This is a genomic window from Pseudomonas sp. B14-6 (genome assembly GCF_013260315.1).
Classification (GTDB): Bacteria; Pseudomonadota; Gammaproteobacteria; order Pseudomonadales; family Pseudomonadaceae; genus Aquipseudomonas; species Aquipseudomonas mandelii.
Genome location: NZ_CP053929.1, coordinates 1,773,783 through 1,791,516, shown reverse-complemented (window position 1 = coordinate 1,791,516; position 17,734 = coordinate 1,773,783). Strand labels below are relative to the sequence as shown.

The following is a 17,734-nucleotide window of genomic DNA, read 5'->3' as shown; positions in this document are numbered from 1 at the left end:
GGCTTCACTTCACGGCACTCAGCACTGGCGTTTCGAATGAAGACTGATACCCCTGCGGATTACACGACTGCCACCGCCAGGTATCGATAATCATCTGTTGAAGATCGCGCTGCGCGGTCCAGCCCAGTTCCCGCCCGGCCTTGCTGGGATCGGCCCAGCATTTGGCGATGTCACCTTCGCGTCGCGGTGCGAAACGGTAGGGAATGGTGATGCCAGTGATGTCCTCGAAACTCTGGATGATCTGCAGCACGCTGTAGCCAATGCCAGTGCCCAGGTTCCAGAAATTGATGCCGCTGTGGTGGTGCAACACCTCAAGCGCCTTGAGGTGGCCGATGGCAAGGTCGACCACGTGGATGTAGTCGCGCACGCACGTCCCGTCCACGGTTGGGTAGTCGCACCCGTACACCGTGAGTTCGGGCATTCGTCCGATCGCCACCTGCGTCAGGCAGGGCAACAGATTGTTGGGTCGGCCTCTGGGATCTTCGCCGATCATCCCGCTTTCGTGCGCGCCAATCGGGTTGAAGTAGCGCAATAACCCGATGCTCCAGCGCGGATCGGAGTGGCACAGATCGGTGAGCAACTCCTCGATCATGAGCTTGGTGCGTCCATAGGGATTGACCGGCTTGCCAGTGCCGAAATCTTCGGCAATCGGCGTGCGTGTGGGCTCGCCGTACACCGTGGCCGATGAGCTGAACACTAGCTGGAACACGTTATTGCGCGCCATCGCCCGGCACAGGTTGAGCGTGCCGGCGACATTGTTGGCGTAGTAGTCCAGTGGTTTGCGCACGCTTTCTTCTACGGATTTGAGGCTGGCAAAGTGCACCACGGCATCAATGTCGTAGCGGCTGAAGATATCGTCGAGCAGGATGGGGTCGCGAATATCGCCATTGACGAAATCGACACGGGTGTGGGTCAGCAACTCAAGACGCCCGATGCACTCTCGACAGCTGTTACACAGGTTGTCGAGCACCAGCACATTGTGCCCGGCGTTGATGAGCGCCAACGCGGTATGGGAACCGATGTAGCCGGCCCCGCCAGTAATCAACGTAGTTTTGCGCATGGTGAGGTCTTCCTGTCTCAGGGATTGAATTCAGCGGGCGGTGAAAACCGATTTGAATTCTTGCGGCCAGCGCGGGTGCATGACGCTATACGCCACGGCATAGCTCAGCGCGCCAACCACGATGTTGCAGAACAGGTGCAGATAGCCGTGCAAACCCAGCTGCGGTGAAACAGACAGGACGGTTGCGGCCATGACGACCGAAGCAATCACGCTGCGGTAATTGGAGTCGAAGAACCGCTGCCAGCCGTAACCGATGGCTGCGATGAGCCCACGGATTTGCAGCGGCGTGATGATCAGCATCCGCGCCAGCAGAGCAAGGGCAGCGGCCATGCCGCCATACAGGTTGCCGAGGGTGTAGACCAGCGCCAGCGCGAGAACGGTGGTTGCCACTTCAGCCTTGATCGTGAGGTGGCTGCGGTTGACTGCCACAAGTGCCGTCGTGGCGTACATGGCGGTGTTGCCAATGGCCGCCGTGCAGGCCAGCACTTGCAGCAGGGGAATGGCGTCGGTCCACTTGGCGCCGAATATCAACGGGATGAGGTCGTTTGCCGTGAGCGCGATGCCAATGAACAGGGGCGTCAACAGAAAGCCGCTGACGGCGGTGGAATCGCCAATGATCCCCAGGAGCCGCGACGGCTCCGCGCTACGCCGGGCGAATGCCGGCAGCGCATAGCTCAACAGACCGTTGTAAATCGCAGTGCGCGGCAGCTCGATGATACGCATGGCCATGTTGAACATTCCGACCGCGTTGACGCCGGCCGTCATCCCGAGCACCACGTTGACCCCGCGCTGAAGTGTTTGTGAGCTCAGTGCGTTGATGGCAACCGGTGCGCCGGACTTCAACAGTTCGCGCAAGACCGGACCATCGATATGGAAGGCAATGCGGCGCCGGTCTCCTAGCATCAACACGATGATGGATACCAGTTCCATGATCACCGCTTGGGCAATTACCGCCCATGCCCCCAGCCCCCAGAGTGCGACAGCAATGCCGGCAACACCGCCAAACACCTTGCCCAGTAACGTGCGTGACGCCAGCATCTTGAAGTTGCCGTTGCGGCGCATCTGCGCCACGTAGACGCGCGCCATCATGGTGAACAGGATTTTCACCGAGGCCACCGCCGTCATCCATTGCAGCACCGGGTCGGGCGTGTACAGCATCACTGCGCCCGAGATGACGACGATGGACACCAGGCTGACGAGCACCGCCGCCCAGAAGGCCGTGGTGATGTGTTTGTCCTCCAGCCGTTCGAGTCGTACCAGCGGGTCTTCCAGAACCGATGAGTACACCAGGCCGATCAACTCGACGATGGCAATGATGACCGTGCCCACACCCAGTTCTGCCGGCGACAGCAGCCTGGCATACACAACAAACGTAATCATGGACAGGAAGATCAGGCCGAATTTCTCGGTGAAGATCCACCCTAGGGTAATGAGGCGATGATTGGCCATGGGTGTGGGACCGGTTCAATGAGCGGTGGTTGACGCCGTCGCCTTGCGCAAGGTTCTGGCGCGGGCATAGAGGTAGCGCAAGGTCGGTTTGCCGTTGGCGAAGATCAGTGCTTGCCAGGAGCACTCAAGCATTCGCCGGTACACGTCGAGCACCTCGGCATGCTCGTCGCGTCGGGAAAAGGCATTGAGAAAATCTGTGTGGTTGCCCAGCACGAAATCGATCCGTTGCTGCTTGCTGAGCTGCGCGCCATAGCGCGCCAGGTACACCTCGATGAACCGGATCTTGTTCTGGTAGTACTTCTTCGGCTGCGCGGTCATGTTGCCGCCGTTGACCGTGCGCTCCAGCAGCACCTGCGGCACCGTGTGGATCTCCCAGTGTTCGGCAATCCGGGTCCACATGTAGCGGTCTTCGGAGTAACGCAGGCTGGCATCGAAGCCGCCGAGTTGCATGATCACCTCGCGCTTGACCAGCGCGGTGGAGACGCCATTGACGACGTTGGCGTGGATGAAATCGTAGAAATGCCGGCCGTTCTTGCGCCGGTTGTCCAGTTGCCGCCGGCCGTCGCTGTAATTGACCTGCGTGTAGCAGTCGATCAGCCCCACCGACCGTCCCTGACGAGTGAGTTCGTCATACAGGGCCAGTTGCAGCTCCAGCTTTTGTGGACGAAATTGGTCATCGGCATCGAGCATCGCCACAAACGTCTCTTCCGAGTGCCGCAATCCGTGGTTGCGGGCGCTGGCCTGGCCTTCGTTGGCTTGCTGCAACAGCGTCAGGCGAAACGGCGCCACGAAGTCTTTGACCCGTTGGGGGCCGTCATCGGTGGAGCCATCGTCGACGACGATCACGTGATCGGGCAGCCGGGTTTGCTCGACCAGGGACGTCAGCGTTTGCTCGATGCTGCCGGCGCCGTTGTACATCGGGATTACGACGCACACTGAATGCGCTAGAGGGGAGGTTTGGTCTGACACGGGTGTTTCTCCTTTGATTACGCCTGGGCTGAATCGCGCGGGAATCCCCCGCCAGACGGACGCTGGCGCAGGGGTGTCGGTGATAATTCGGGGTAGGTCGCGTGGTGACGCCGAAAGGACAGGGCCAGGGTGCAGAACACCAGGAACTCGGCGGAGCGGTAGTTGGGAATCACGTACGCCACATAATTGGTGACGACGAACAAGCCGATGATCACCAGGGCACTGGCGCGAAACTGCGCCGCCTGGTTCGCCGTCACGGCGCGGTATTGTTTGAACAGCGCTTCGCCCAGCAGCAACGCCAGTGCAGTCAACTGGATGACGCCGCCGTTGAGCAGGGTCTCCATGTAGCCGCTGTGGGCGTTGCCGATGTAGCCCCAGCGAAGGATGAACGCATTGGCGTCGGGACTGGCCCAGAAGGCGCCAAAGCCGTAACCCTTGAGCCATTGTTGGTCGACAAAGGGCGCGAGCAGCTCCCAGATCAGCGTGCGGTCCGTGAGCGACGGATCGCGGCCGGCGATCTCCAGCAGCCACGCAAGGTGGTTGTACAGCAGCAGGCAAACCAGCAGGAACACCAGCGTGCAACCGAAGAACAGCCACTGCGAGCGGTTGATACGCAGGCGGATCAGGGTGAGGAAATACCAGTAGCTCAACGTGCCGGAAAGAATCAATGCCACGCCTGTCGCCGACTGGGCAAGCAGGATGGCAATCAGCGAAAAAAACGAGCAGAAGAGGGCCCAGCGGTTGCGTTGGCGGATCATCGGCAGCAACAGCAGGATGGCGATCGCGTTGAGCCGGGCGCCGGCGTTCTTTTCGGCAAAAATACCCTTGAATGCGCCGTCGCGAATACCACCGGACAAGAACGCGACGCCCGGCATGACCACGGCGAGTATCAATCCGATCAACGCCGCCACGCCGATGGCACAGCCGAGCATGAAGGTGATTTTTTCAAGGGGGTAGTTGTAGGCTATGAAACCGGCAAAAAACACCACGCTGAGCATCGCGATGAACCGCTTGAGGCTCAGCATCGGGTCGTGGGACCAGCCGATCGATGCGATGACGCAGAGCATGAACACCAGCAGAAAGAAGTTGCTGCGGTAAAAGGTTTTGCTGAGGAACACCTTGTTGCGGATGAAGAAGAACAAGGGCACCAACAGTGTGATCAGGCCGCAGATCTGGTTGGCGACGTTGCCTTCGAGGTCTTTATCGATGTCGCCGAAGCTGGAGGCGCCCCCCAGACTGAGGGCAAACGTGATCACCTGGATGTAGAACAGCACGCCAAACAAGGTGAAGCCATCGCGCAACGTCGAATACCTGATCTGCAGTGTGCTCATGATGATGGACTCCCGAGCAACGCGGCGAGGTAGGTCTGCACCGCGCTGGCATTCATGAACCGGGTGGCCGCATCCAGGCGGGAATGACGTTGCAGGTCCCGTGGTGTGGAGAGTTGCAGGGCAACCGCCTGCGACAGCGCGATCGGGTCGTCGACGGGGACGAGCGGTGCGACGAGGCCGCCGATGAGGATGTCCTGAGGACCATGGGGGCATCGCGTCGCCACCACCGGTGTACCCGTGGACAAGGCCTCTACCAGCGCATTGGGACTGCCCTCGAAGCGTGACGACAACACAAAGCAATCCGCCGCGGCCACTTCTGCCAGAGGCTCACAGGTGTAACCCGGCAGGTCGAAGCGATCCGCCACGCCCAGCGTCCGGGCCTGGTCAAGCAACTGCGCCCTGAGCGGGCCTTCGCCAAAAATGATCAAGCGGGCGTCGGAATCCGGCAACGCGGCGAACGCTGTAATCAAGGTGTCGAAGCCTTTTTGCGGCACCAGGCGACCCACGGCGACAATCACCGAACCGGTTTTTTCCAGCAGCCAGCGGTGGCTTGGCGGCCCAGGCGACTTGTCGCGGAAGTCGTTATCGAGCACCGGGTTGTCGGCAATGGTCACGTCCTGGCGACGCGCAAGGGTGGTATCGACCAGGTCCTGGGCGACACCGCGCGAGACGCAGATCACCGGGTTGGGAATGAGCCGATACAGCAGTGGCGCCACCAGGTACGCGACCCGCACCATGAAGTCGGGGTTGACGTGTTTGTCATGGGAAAACGCATTGCGTTCGCTGACGTGCAGGCGTGCCAGCGTGCCGGACAGCACGGCTGCGGCGATCGCCACCACGTTGACGTGCGTGAGGGCCGCCAGTTGCGCGTCAAAGCGATTGGCGCGCAGAAATCGTGCGAGTGCCGGCACCGCACGTGCGGTGCGTTGGCTTTGCAGTTCAACTTTCTTGACACGCGGGTCGAGGTTCGCCGCATGGAGCCCGCCGCCGGTGAGCAACAGCAAGGTCACGTCATTACCAGCGTCCACCAGGGCACTGGCGAGGCGCGCCATCATTTTTTCAGCCCCGCCTGCGCCGAGGTCATGCAGGATAATCAGTAGCTTTTTCATTGGCTCCATACCTGGTAGTACGCTTGCGCGGCGTGCTGGCTGGTGTACGGATGGATGGCGTCACTGAGCATTTTTGCGCTAGGTGCAACGCCGCTTTGTGCGGTCAGGCTTTGAAGCATTCCCCGCGCCAGCGCCGGTACGTCGTTGACGGCGACCAGTTGACCCAGTCGACCGTTGTCCAGCAGTTCCCTCGGGCCGGTCTCGCAGTCGCATGCCAGCACGGGCGTGCCCAGTGCCAGCGCCTCGATCAGGACGGTCGGCATGCCTTCCTGCACGGAGCTCAGAATGAACAGCCGTGCGTGCCTCAGTAGCGGATAGGGGTTGCTCAGGAATCCGGTGAAATGCACCCGGTGCGTGATGCCCAGTCGGGCTGCCTGAGTGGTCAGTGCGTCGAGCAACGGACCGTCACCGACAATCACCAGATCCGGCAGTGTTTCGCTGCGCAGCGCCAGGGCGTAGGCATCCAGCAACAGATGAAACCCTTTAGGTTCCACCAGGCGGCCCAGGCTCAACCAATAGTCGCGGGGCAAATCAGCGGACAACGGCGCTTCTGCGGCTTGAAGCAGTTGTTCGGTGACGACAGCGTTGGGGCAATAGCGGATCCGTTGCCGACCCCAGGGCATCACGTCGATCAGGGACTGGCGCAAGGCGGTGGAGACCGTGACCACTTTGCCGCTACCGCAGAGGTACAACGTATAGAGCAGGCGCAGGCTTGAAGGGCCGGTTTTCTGTTCAGTGCAATCCAGTGCCGCGTGGCGGCTGTAAATGACTTTGCAAGGACTGCCCAAGGTGGCGAACCAGGCGCAGAGGTTGGCTTGCTCCTTGGCGGAAATCACGTGGGTGACGCCTTCACGGCGAATGAGCCGGCGCAACTGCACAATGGACTTGAGCAGGCCGACGATGCCGCTGCCGCTGGCGCTGCCGAGCGTTTGAACACCTTCCGTGTCCGGCGTGTCGCCGTTCATGACGAAAAAACTCACGCGCTGGCCATCCTTGAGAAACTGCTCGGACAGCCGTTGCTGGACGCGCTCGACGCCGCCGCCCACCTTGAAATCCTTGAGAATAAACAGGATGTGCATGGTCATTCCTCAACGCTGATGGCGACTTTTCGTGACGCAATGAGCGCCAACAGGTGCACAAAGTTGTTCGGGTAGTCGATGAGGTAGCGCTTGATCGTATGGGGCTCGCGATACATGCGATAAAACGCGCGCATATGCAGGCGATTGATCAGCGCCGGGTAATAGTTGCGCGTGGCCAGGGCTTCCTGACGAATGAACCCGCCACAGGTGAAGGCGACCCCGCGAAACCCCGCGCGCAACGCGTCCTGCTCGAACTGCTCTTGCAGTCCGGCACCCAGGCCCACGATCAGGATGTGCGCTTCGCTGCGGCAGATGTCGGCCTGAATGCCCTCGGCCTGGGACGCATTGAAGTAACCGTTGTGGTAACCGGCGAGGGTCAGCCGTGGGTAAAGGGCCTTGATCTTGCTGACGAACAGTTCCAGTTCCGCTTGCCGGGCCCCGACGAAATACACGCGCTTGCCCTGTTGCTCGGCGCTGCGCAGTACAAGGTCGGCGATGGACGTGAAGTCAAAGCTGACCCGTCCGATCCTCCTGCCGGTCACACGCGACATGAAAGTCGACATCAGCATGCCGTCGCAAAAATAGGTGACGGTGTTCGGGGGCTGCTCGAAAACACTGCCAATGGACGCGAAGTTGATGAAGGAATAGGCCTGGTTGGCCTCCAGTAACTTCGTTGAGTATTGCCCGACTAATTCCAGCCTGATCATGGCGCCGCTCCTTTCAGATGACTGAGCGGGTCTGTCGGCCCACGGAGACGTAGGTAAAACCCCTTTTGCTCAACCGCTGCGGCTCGAACAGATTGCGTCCGTCAAAAATCAGCGGGTGCTTGAGCTGCCGGCCGAGCAAGTCGAAGTCCGGGGCTCGAAACGATTGCCACTCGGTGACGATGATCAAGGCGTCGGCATTTTTCAGGGCCGCCTCCTTGGTGCCGGCCAGGGTCAGGTCGTCGCGCGAACCGTAAATGCGCTGGGCCTCCTCCATGGCTTTGGGGTCGAACGCCTGGACGCTGGCGCCGGCGTGCCACAAGGCTTCCATCAGTACCCGGCTGGGGGCCTCGCGCATGTCGTCGGTATTGGGTTTGAAACTCAACCCCCACAGGGCAAAAGTCTTGCCGCGAAGGGCGCCGTCGAAGTGATTGAAAATCTTCGTGTACAGGCTGGCCTTCTGTTCGTGGTTGCGCGACTCGACGGCCTTGAGTACCCGAGCATCGATGTCGACGCTGGCGGCGGCCTGTATCAGCGCCTTCACGTCCTTGGGAAAGCACGACCCGCCGTAGCCCACACCCGGATAGATGAATTGATAACCGATGCGCGGATCAGAGCCGATGCCGTGTCTGACCATCTCGATATCGGCACCCAGTTTTTCGGCGAGGCAGGCCATTTCGTTCATGAAACTGATCTTGGTTGCCAACATGCTGTTGGCGGCGTACTTGGTCAGTTCGGCGCTACGCAGGTCCATGACGATGATCTTTTCGCGGTTGCGATTGAACGGTTCGTACAGTTCGCGCATGACCTCCTCGGCGTGTTGGCTGTCGGTGCCGATGATGATCCGGTCCGGGCGCATGCAGTCCTCGACCGCGCAGCCTTCCTTGAGAAACTCGGGGTTGGAGACCACGTCGAAGGTCAGATTGCAGCGACCGGTGTCGGCCAGCACCTGCTCGATGTGCGCGCGAACCCGGTCACCGGTCCCGACGGGGACGGTGGATTTATCGACGATGATGTGATGCCGGTCCATGTTCAGCGCGATGGTTTGCGCAACGCTCAAGACATGTTTGAGGTCTGCCGACCCGTCTTCATCTGGCGGTGTCCCCACGGCAATCAACAGCACATCACCATGGTGGACAGCGCTGGCGAGATCAGTGCCGAACTGCAGCCGGCCACTTTGGTAATTGCTGTGGACCAGGCTTTTCAGCCCCGGCTCGTAGAGCGGCAGCGTGCCGTCCTTCAGCGCCTGTACCTTGTCGGCGTCAACATCCACACAGAGGACGTTATGGCCCACTTCCGCCAGCGCGGCGCCTTGGACAAGGCCCACGTAACCAATACCAAATACGCTCACATTCATGATCAAACCTCAGGTCGGCGTGACAGTGATCAACGAGGGGGCAGGGGTCAGTAGATGTTTTTCGAGAACAGCGTGAAGGGGGTCTTGATGAGGATCTTGATGTCCAGCCACAGCGACCATTGGTTGATGTAGTTGAGGTCCTGGGCGACGCGCAGCTGCATCTTTTCCACCGTCTCGGTTTCGCCTCGATGCCCGGTGATCTGGGCCAATCCGGTAATCCCCGGTTTGAGGCGGTGACGGGCCATGTAGGCGCGCACTTTGCCGGTGTAGTAAATGTTGTGGGTGACCGCATGCGGGCGAGGACCGACCAGGGCCATTTGCCCGAACAACACGTTGAACAGCTGCGGTAACTCGTCAATGGAACTGCGGCGCAGAAAGCGTCCGATCAGCGTGACGCGTTCATCGTCACGGGTGGCCTGGTGCACTTCGCTATCGTCGTGGAGGCGCATCGAACGAAATTTCCAGACCTTGATCACTTCGCCGTTGCAGCCATGGCGATTTTGCTTGAACAGCACGGGACCGGCGGAAGTCAGCTTGACGGCGATCGCCACCGTCAAGAGCATCGGACTGAGGACAATAATGGCCACGGCGGCCAGGCTGCGTTCGAACAGGTCTTTGCAAAACAGGTTGGCCGGATGGGAGCTGATCAGGCTTTCGTTGAGGTAAATGGCGGGCATCCGCTCGATTTCCGAGATCGAATGGTTGAGCAATACCATGCTGCCGAAATCCGGGATCCAGACCACGTCGACATTCATGTCCAGCAGGTCGATGTACAGCGCTTCGATGGTGGCGGCATGCGTCATCGGCAGGACAATGTAAACGCGGCGCACATCCAGGCGCGTGATGATTTCGCGGATCGAATCGACGTGGCCGAGCAACGGCAGGATGCTGGGGGCCGGGCCGCTGTTGTCGGCTGCGGCGATGAAACCCATGACCAGCGCACGGTTCGGTCTGGAGAGTTTTTTCGCCAGTTCATGGGCGGTCGGGCAGGTGCCGATGATCACCGCACGACGCTCGTTGCAGACCATCCGCGAGTGCAACCGGGCGAAGTAATGCAGGGGCAGAAACATCGCAGCCTGGGCGACAAAGCCCAGCACCGCCCAGACCATGATGACCTGGCGCGAGTAAATCGCGCTGGTCTGGGTGATGAAGGCAATGGCCGCCAGCACGGCCAGCAGGATCAGCCAGCCGGCCAGCAACCGGCCGAGCCCGACCACCAGGCCGTGACGCTTGTGGTAAACCTGCATCACGCTGTAGATCGGCACCGAGCCGAGCACCGTCAGAACTATCAGGATGCGGTATTCGCTGGTGAGGCTGCCAACGCGCCAATACACGAGCAGCATCAGCAGCGAAGTCGCCAGCGTCAGTGCACACAACCACTGCCCCCAGAACGTCAGGCCTCGGCGGTGTGTCATGTGAGCGGTATAGAGAGGAGTCATGGGCTTAACCTCAAGGCAGAATTAATGCATCAGCGCTGATGGGCGCGCACGGCGTGGCTCCCGCAGGCTTTTCCGTAGCTCGGCAGAGGTGAAGCAATGTGTGGTGATGGCAGAAAGACTGTGGTGAGGGGGCTTGCCCCGTTCGGCCTCGCCGTAGATTTTATGGTGTCAGCGGGGGGCGAAGTCGTAGTTATAAAACGTCTTGGAATGGTGGTAGCCGTACTTGCGCGCCTTGCGCAGGTCTACCTGGTTGAGCACGGTACCAAATACCGGCACATGGCTTTGTTGCAACATGGCAATGCCCTTCTGCACCTGACTGATCGGCGTGCTGTCGGCCTTGACCACATAGATCACCGCATCCGAATGCTTGGCCAGCAACAGTGCATCGCTGATCATTTCCGCAGGCGGTGAGTCGATAATGATGTGGCGGTAACGCGACTTCAGCGCCTCAAGCATGCGCGCCATGCGCGGCGAACTGAGCAGATCCTGCGGTGGAGGCTGGCGTGACGGGTTAAGCGATTCGGCGGGGGAAGGCAGGCGCGGCGCGGTGAACAGATCCCGCGAAGGCGGCATGACCATGCCAGCCGGCAGCATGTCCAGATTGCCCACCGAAACGATGCAGTCTTCAAGCCTGGCGGTGCCCGCAATGACATTGGCCAGTCCCGGGCTGTCAGGCGGAAAATCGAAGTTCAGTGAAAGGGTCGGTTGGCGCATGTCGGCATCGATCAGCAACACTCGCTCCAGCGAAGTGAGGGAACTGGCCAGGTTGGTGGCAATGGTACTTTTACCCTCACCGGCAACGGTCGACGTCACGAGTACCACCTGCGACGGCATTTCACTGCTTTGCAACATCAGCCAGGTGCGCAGATTGCGGATGGTCTCGGAAAAGCGCGGGTTGTCGTTGTCTTCGAACAAGCGCGCCAATTGCCGGCGACTTTTCTTCATCACCAGCGGCACCACGCTGAGCAGCGGAATGTTAAGCGTGCTTTCAATCGTCTCGTCGGTTTTAAAGGTGTTACTCAGGCTGTCGAAGAGCAGCGCCAACGCGATGCCGATTACTGCAGCCACCAACCCGACGATGCCGACAATCAATGTTTTACGTGGCTTGCTCGCTTCCACTGGCACAATCGCCGGGTCGACGATGCGCACTTTGGTGGAGTCCATGTCGGCAGTGGCCGCGGTTTCTTTCAAGCGGGTGACAAAGGTTTCATACAGTGCACGGGTGCTGTCGACTTCCCGCTGGAATTCGCGCAACTGAAATTCCTTGCGGGCGATGTCCTGGATCTGCGCCTTGTTGCTGTTGAAGGATTGGCGCAGCGAAGCTTCACTGGCTGAGGCCAGCTGGTATTGCCGTTCGATCCCGGCGACCACTTGCTGCACCTGCAATTGCAGACTGGTGGTAGCGGCGCGCAATTCCGATTGCGCGGAAATCAGGCTCGGGTGTTTCGGGCCATAGCGTCCTGACAGCTCGTCGACCTTGGCTTGCGCCTTGGCTCGGTCCGCCTGGAATTGCTGGACCAGCGGGTTACTCAAGACTGCCGGCACGCTGGAGAGTCGGCTCAGGTCGCCGTTGCTCAGGGCTTTCGCCTGGCGGTATTCACTCTCGGCTTCAGCGCGGTTGCGGCGGGCGTCGACCATGCGATTGCCGGTCATTTCCAGTTCGTTGGCGCTGATGGTGGCAACCCCGCCGACATCGACCAGGCCTTGTTCCTCCCGGTAGCCCTGAAGCTTTTTCTCGGCAACACGCAGGTTGTCGCGCAGTTTGACCAATCGTGTGTTCATCCACGCAGTGGTGGTCTGCGAGGACTTTTCGCTGGTGTCGAGCTGACTGTCGGTAAAGCCATGGGCCAACGCGTTGGCCGCCGCTGCCGCCAGGACAGGGTCTGGCAGCTCGACCTCGATTTCGAGCAGTTGGCTCTTGCCGACGAACTTGACGCTGGTGTGCAGCATGAGGTTCTGCGTGACCTGATTGAAGACATCATCTTCACTTGGCTCAGCTTTCATCGGCTTCAACAGGCCGCCCAGCCCCGGGATCCATTGATCAAGGTTCAGGTCGGCCAGCCATTGGCGTGGCGTGAACCATGGCTTCGATTGCTGGCGCGGATCGGTGACCGGGTTGGTCGTCAGCTCGAGTTTTTTCACCGCTCGTTCGGCAAGGTCCCGTGATTGCAGGAGCGCCTGTTGTGTCTGCAAGTAATCAGTGGCGTTGCTGCCTGAGTCCTTGACTTGCTGGAAGGACATCAGCGGCGGGGTTTTATCGTTGAACAGCAAGGTGGTGCTGCCGACGTATTGCGGGGTGATGTTCGAGACCACAACGACCGCCAGCAAACCGCACAGCAGGACAAACCATCCGATGCTCCATTTGGCGCGCCAGATCACCCTCCACAGTTTGAGAAGATCAATGGTGTCCTTGTCGTCGCTGTACTGCTGATGCAGATGCGTTTGCAGAGGACGTTCGACGTAGGTGCTAGGGCTGTTGTCCATGATTAGAAAAAGCCTTGTGCAATGGAAATGGTGTCGCCGGGGGCAATCGTGGTGTTTCGCGTGACCTCATCGGTGAGGGTCGGGCCGCCATCACCGCGCAAGATGGTCACGCGTTTGATGGAAGCTCGCTCGGTCAGTCCACCGCCCAGAGCGATGGCTTTTTCCAGGGTCAGTCCGGGTATGAAGGGATAGCTGCCGGGTTTTTTCACTTCGCCGTTGATGTAGAACGAGCGGTATTCGATCTGGCTCAAGCTGACTTTCGGGTCGTTCAGATAGCCTTGTTTGAGTCCGTCGACGATGATCTTTTCGACCTGGCCGGGTGTGAGTCCCTTGGCGGAAATCTCACCCAGGAACGGATAGGAAAATGTGCCGGCATCGCTGAGGCGGATTTTTTTAATGCTCAGCTCCGGCTCGCCGAACACGATGATGCGCAAGACATCGCCAGCGGCCAGTTTGTACTGGGTATCAGGGTCTGCGGCGTAGGTATCGGGTAGCACAACCAGTGCGAGCAATAAGCCCAGGGTGCGTGAGTTCATGTCGAAACCCTCTTAAAGGCTGACGTTGAAGCTGATCTGAACAACGTTGCGGGTGTAGCTTTGGTCGTCGGCATCAGAGTCGTTGTCGCGGAATCGATAGCCGAGCTCGATGTCCAGCCAGCGGCGCATCGCGTACACCACGGCCAGGTTGTAGTCCTGATAGTTGTCGGTTCGGCTTTCGCCTTCGTAGACATAACGACCGTACCCGGCCTGTGCAATCGTGGTGATCCGTTCGGTCCAGCCATGGCGCCAACCGACCTGGGTGAAGGTGGACTTGACGGCATCGGCACCATCGTCGCCCTCGGCGAGAGCCTGGCGGGCCACAAGGGTGAATGTCGAATAAGTGCGTGGTTTCCATTGCAGGTCCACTTGCCAGGTGGGGTTGTCGAGGTCTTTGGATTCGCTGCTGTCGAAGTCCTTTTTCTCATAACCGACACGGACTTTACCGGTGGTCTTTGCGGTAATGTCCCAGACGGCACCGGCGAGTACCGCGTTGGATTTGCTGCTGCGCGGGCTGTTGGGTTCCTGATAGTCAAAATTGGTGTGGTCGTACTCGAGCAGGCCACGGGTATTGCTACCGATGCGGTGATACCAGGTACTGGTCAGGGCGGCGGTATTGCGCTCTTTGTCGTCATTGATGCCGTCGGCGTTGTCGTAGCGAAGTTCAGCGTAACTGGCGCCAAAATCGATCTGGTTGTCAGCGCTCCTGGCGCCATAGGTATAGAGGCCGCCGACTTTTTTGTTATTGAGCTTGTCGTTGATGCCGTCGACCGCCGTGTCCTCGGTGCGCTCCCACTTGCGGTATTCGGCGTCGAGCTTCAGACGGTGCCGGTCGGTGAACTCCATGATGCTGTCCGCCCGCACCCGTTGTGCGGTGTTCGAGGCATCCGACTCGTCGTGATAAATGTAGCGGATGGGCTGCCAGGTCAGTCGGGTAGCGCTGTTGCGATCTTCGGCCTTGAGTTCGAAAGAGGGCGCCAGCTTCGTGACCATCGAGGACTGTTTGTTGTTCTCCAGTTCTCGAAAGTTATCGTCATAGCTTTCTGAAAACAGAAAGGTAGGTGTGAAATCGAACCCGTAAACATCAATAGGTGCCGGATCAATACTCCAGGCCATTCCAGGGTAGAGGGAGGCCATGATCAGTGCAAAAGGGCAGCGTGAATTCAAGGCCATGTCCTGGCTCCTGGAATAAGCGATCAGTCAGATATTGGATTGAAACGAGGGGTGCTGAAGTTCGAGGTCACTCAAGGGCATGCAGATCGCCTGGTCCCGATTCAGAAACTGCATCAGGATCATGACGCGCTCAGCCCCATGTGAGGTGATGAAAATCCCCTCGAGTGTCGACAGTGGTCCACGGATAATTTGCAGGTGGTCGCCGGGCGTAAGGGGCGGGGTATCTGGGGATACCGATGATTCGAAACAGCGCGCACGCAGGTGCTCGATGACGTTCTCAGCCACCGTCGCAGGACCATGATTGAATTCGACGAAACGACTGACGCCCCGAGTGGAGCGTATGGGCGCCCAGTTGTCATTACCGCCAAGATGGATAAACAGATACCCGGGAAAAAGGGACTCGCGCACCCTCTGATATTTGCCGCGAATCAGGCGTTCACTCAACAGTTGGGGGTGAAATACGACATAGTTTTGTTGAAGCAGGTTTAGGTGGGCTCGTTCATCCTGGTGAGGCTTGCACTGCAGAAGGTACCAGTTAGAGCGTTCGGAACGGATTGCTGGCATGCTGGTAAACTCCGTATATATCGAAAGTTTAGGCAGACAGTGGCTCTATAGAGGCCCGAGAAGTAATTAAGCCAGGCAGAGTTGTTGTTTTTATGTGAGGGGGCGAAGACGTGTGTCAATAATGAATCAGGTGGTGTTACATAAGCGTAACAGCGTGATAATGAATGTCCGCTATATCTGACAGCCTGTTGGATATATAGCTTGAGTCATTATTCGGAGACAAAGCTACCGCACGGTCCATACGAAGGGGCCGCAAAAAACAAAGACTTCAGAAGTTGTCTGAGAAGCAGCGATAAACGAACAAACTGCACTCGGATTCTGTTTCATCAGACCCGTGTAGTTATTGACCACTCGCGACAAGCTGTCAAACGTTCCTTGTCAAAAAACATGCCTTTCATCCAAAAGTGTATTCGGCAATGATCAAGCGATTGTTTTTAAAGTCAATTTAGTTTCCGTCGAACGGATTAAACTTTTTTAGCTATAAATAGTCGTCGTGGAGGGCGGGCAAACCGGAAGGATGCCTCCCTGATGGGGCCAGTTGTGAAACTTGGATCCACGGTCATTGCAACGCTATAACTAACCGCCTGTGATTAGGCGAACGGGGCGGTATTATGACTATTCTCGTGACTGGCGCGGCAGGTTTCATCGGGTATCACACGGTCAAACGATTGTGCTTGGAAGGGCGTGATGTTGTTGGTATCGACAACCTCAACGCGTATTACAGCGTGGAATTGAAACACGCCCGGCTCAAGCAACTGAGCGAATTGCAAGGTTTCCGTTTTCAGAGAATGGACATTGTCGATAAGCCGTCCTTGATGGCGTTATTCGAAGACAATAAGTTCACCGAGGTCGTGCATCTGGCGGCGCAAGCGGGGGTTCGTTATTCGCTGGATAACCCGGATGTGTATGCGCAATCGAATCTGGTGGGATTTCTGAACGTGCTCGAAGCCTGCCGGCACTACCGGCCTGTGCACTTGATCTATGCGTCGAGCAGTTCGGTGTATGGCGCCAACAGCAAACTCCCGTTCAGCGTCGACGACCCGGTCGATCAACCGGTGTCGCTGTACGCTGCCAGCAAGCGCGCCAATGAATTGCTTGCCCACAGCTACTGCCATCTCTATGGGATTGGTGCCAGCGGCCTGCGTTTTTTTACCGTGTACGGTCCTTGGGGACGTCCAGACATGGCGCTGTTCACGTTCACCGAAGCGATGCTCAAGGGCCGGCCGATTGATATCTACAACCATGGCCAGATGGCGCGTGATTTCACCTATGTCGACGATATTGTCGAAAGCATCGCCCGGTTGCTTGCGAAGCCGCCGGTCCCGGACAAGGAGGCAAATGGCGTCAACCGGATTTTCAACATCGGGCGTGGAAAACCGGTCGCGTTGCTCGATTTTGTCGAATGCCTGGAAGCGGCGCTGGGCATAACAGCGCAGCGCAATTATTTGCCGATGCAGCCGGGCGATGTCGTCAAGACATGGGCCGATGTGTCGGCGCTGGCAGACTGGGTCGGTTTCTCGCCCCAGGTTGAGGTTGATGCAGGCGTGAAGCAGTTTGTGACGTGGTATCGCGACTTCTACCAGGTCTGAGTCTGGCGCTTCAATCCGACACGAAATCCACCGGTTCGAGAAGCCAGCAGGGCAGCTGCTACAGGTCATAGACAGGCGTTGTTCACAGCGCGTCGCCAAGTAATTTCAGGTATTCGGGACTTTCGGAAATGGAATTGTGGCCCACCCCCGGTACGACTCGCAGCGTGGCCACGCCTTTGGCGAAATGCGTGTAGAGCAGCTCGGTGCTTGAACGCGGTATGACTTCATCGTGCTCCGCCGCGATCAGCAACGTCGGTATCGTGATGTGCGCCGCGTACTTCCAAGATTCAAAGCGCTCCTGCAGCAACCACTTCACCGGAAACCACGGGAACTGGCGCACGGCGAGGTCTTCCAGGCTGTTGTAGGGCGTAATCAGGATCAGGCTCGAGGCCGGCCGCTGGCTGGCGAGGCGCACGGCGACCCCCGAACCGAGGCTGCGTCCGACCACGGCGATGTGCGGATGAGTATCGTAGACCTTGTCAAACAAGGTCATGGCATCGCGCTGAATTGACTCCTCCGAAGGCGAGCCGGAGCTTCCCCCGAAACCTCGATAGTGCAGCAAATAGATCGCATGCTCCGGGAATGCTTGGGCGAACCCTGGCAGGTTGCGAGAAACATCCTCGGCATTGCCGCCGAAATAGATCAACGCCTTCGGCCCGTCGTGGGGCCTGATCGACACCGCCACGTCCACATCGTCCACCGTCAGCTTGAGCAGCGTTTCGGACGTCTCGATGGCGCTGGGCTGCGGGAAGTAGATGAGCGCGCGCTGAAACACGAACAGCGCTGCACAGAGCGCCAGGTACAACGCGACCAGGATGACGACGATTAACACCAGGGTTCGTGGCATTCGGCTAACTTTAGTGGGCGACATTGACGGCTCTGGGCTGAGAA

15 protein-coding genes are annotated in these 17,734 nt (G+C 58.8%); 1 reads left to right on the top strand and 14 read right to left on the bottom strand.

The window, feature by feature from the left end; translation table 11 throughout:
* Window positions 1-4: 4 nt before the first annotated feature.
* From galE to rfaH, 13 genes are all read right to left on the bottom strand, one after another.
* Window positions 5-1,060 carry a UDP-glucose 4-epimerase GalE gene (galE, locus tag HP062_RS08090; protein WP_077749473.1) on the bottom strand — a complete coding sequence of 352 codons (1,056 nt, stop codon included), beginning with the start codon at window positions 1,058-1,060 and terminating at the stop codon, window positions 5-7.
* 30 nt (window positions 1,061-1,090) lie between these two features.
* Window positions 1,091-2,509, bottom strand: a complete 1,419-nt coding sequence (locus tag HP062_RS08085; RefSeq protein WP_077749472.1) for an oligosaccharide flippase family protein — start codon at window positions 2,507-2,509, stop codon at window positions 1,091-1,093.
* 15 nt (window positions 2,510-2,524) lie between these two features.
* Window positions 2,525-3,478, bottom strand: a complete 954-nt coding sequence (locus HP062_RS08080; protein WP_077749471.1) for a glycosyltransferase family 2 protein — start codon at window positions 3,476-3,478, stop codon at window positions 2,525-2,527.
* A gap of 17 nt (window positions 3,479-3,495) precedes the next feature.
* The gene (locus HP062_RS08075) at window positions 3,496-4,809 is read right to left on the bottom strand and encodes an O-antigen ligase (RefSeq protein ID WP_172791214.1); all 1,314 of its coding nucleotides are present in this window, start codon (window positions 4,807-4,809) and stop codon (window positions 3,496-3,498) included.
* Window positions 4,806-5,918: a glycosyltransferase gene (locus HP062_RS08070; RefSeq protein WP_172791213.1), complete on the bottom strand. Its 1,113-nt coding sequence runs from the start codon at window positions 5,916-5,918 to the stop codon at window positions 4,806-4,808. Before HP062_RS08070 ends, HP062_RS08075 begins: the two co-directional genes overlap by 4 nt.
* A complete protein-coding gene (locus HP062_RS08065; RefSeq protein WP_172791212.1) occupies window positions 5,915-6,997 on the bottom strand; it encodes a glycosyltransferase in 1,083 nt (360 codons plus the stop codon). Before HP062_RS08065 ends, HP062_RS08070 begins: the two co-directional genes overlap by 4 nt.
* Before the next feature lie 2 nt (window positions 6,998-6,999).
* Complete coding sequence (locus HP062_RS08060) at window positions 7,000-7,704, bottom strand: WecB/TagA/CpsF family glycosyltransferase (RefSeq protein WP_077749467.1); 705 nt, start codon at window positions 7,702-7,704, stop codon at window positions 7,000-7,002.
* A gap of 13 nt (window positions 7,705-7,717) precedes the next feature.
* Entirely contained in the window at window positions 7,718-9,058 is a 1,341-nt protein-coding gene (locus HP062_RS08055) for a UDP-glucose/GDP-mannose dehydrogenase family protein (RefSeq protein ID WP_172791211.1), read from the bottom strand.
* Between the two features lie 47 nt (window positions 9,059-9,105).
* Window positions 9,106-10,497, bottom strand: coding sequence for an undecaprenyl-phosphate glucose phosphotransferase (locus tag HP062_RS08050; protein WP_256666129.1), 1,392 nt, complete (start codon window positions 10,495-10,497; stop codon window positions 9,106-9,108).
* A gap of 168 nt (window positions 10,498-10,665) precedes the next feature.
* Window positions 10,666-12,981 (bottom strand): Wzz/FepE/Etk N-terminal domain-containing protein, encoded by a 2,316-nt coding sequence (locus HP062_RS08045; RefSeq protein WP_172791210.1) that lies wholly within the window; start codon window positions 12,979-12,981, stop codon window positions 10,666-10,668.
* 2 nt (window positions 12,982-12,983) lie between these two features.
* The gene (locus HP062_RS08040; RefSeq protein WP_172791209.1) at window positions 12,984-13,517 is read right to left on the bottom strand and encodes a polysaccharide biosynthesis/export family protein; all 534 of its coding nucleotides are present in this window, start codon (window positions 13,515-13,517) and stop codon (window positions 12,984-12,986) included.
* 12 nt (window positions 13,518-13,529) lie between these two features.
* Complete coding sequence (locus HP062_RS08035; protein WP_172791208.1) at window positions 13,530-14,690, bottom strand: outer membrane beta-barrel protein; 1,161 nt, start codon at window positions 14,688-14,690, stop codon at window positions 13,530-13,532.
* A gap of 27 nt (window positions 14,691-14,717) precedes the next feature.
* Complete coding sequence (rfaH, locus tag HP062_RS08030; RefSeq protein WP_077749461.1) at window positions 14,718-15,254, bottom strand: transcription/translation regulatory transformer protein RfaH; 537 nt, start codon at window positions 15,252-15,254, stop codon at window positions 14,718-14,720.
* Between the two features lie 611 nt (window positions 15,255-15,865).
* Here rfaH and HP062_RS08025 point away from each other — a divergent pair.
* Complete coding sequence (locus HP062_RS08025) at window positions 15,866-16,843, top strand: NAD-dependent epimerase (RefSeq protein WP_172791207.1); 978 nt, start codon at window positions 15,866-15,868, stop codon at window positions 16,841-16,843.
* A gap of 82 nt (window positions 16,844-16,925) precedes the next feature.
* Here the strand turns inward: HP062_RS08025 and HP062_RS08020 are convergent, their stop codons facing one another.
* Window positions 16,926-17,714 (bottom strand): alpha/beta hydrolase, encoded by a 789-nt coding sequence (locus HP062_RS08020; protein WP_172791206.1) that lies wholly within the window; start codon window positions 17,712-17,714, stop codon window positions 16,926-16,928.
* Between the last annotated feature and the right edge of the window lie 20 nt (window positions 17,715-17,734).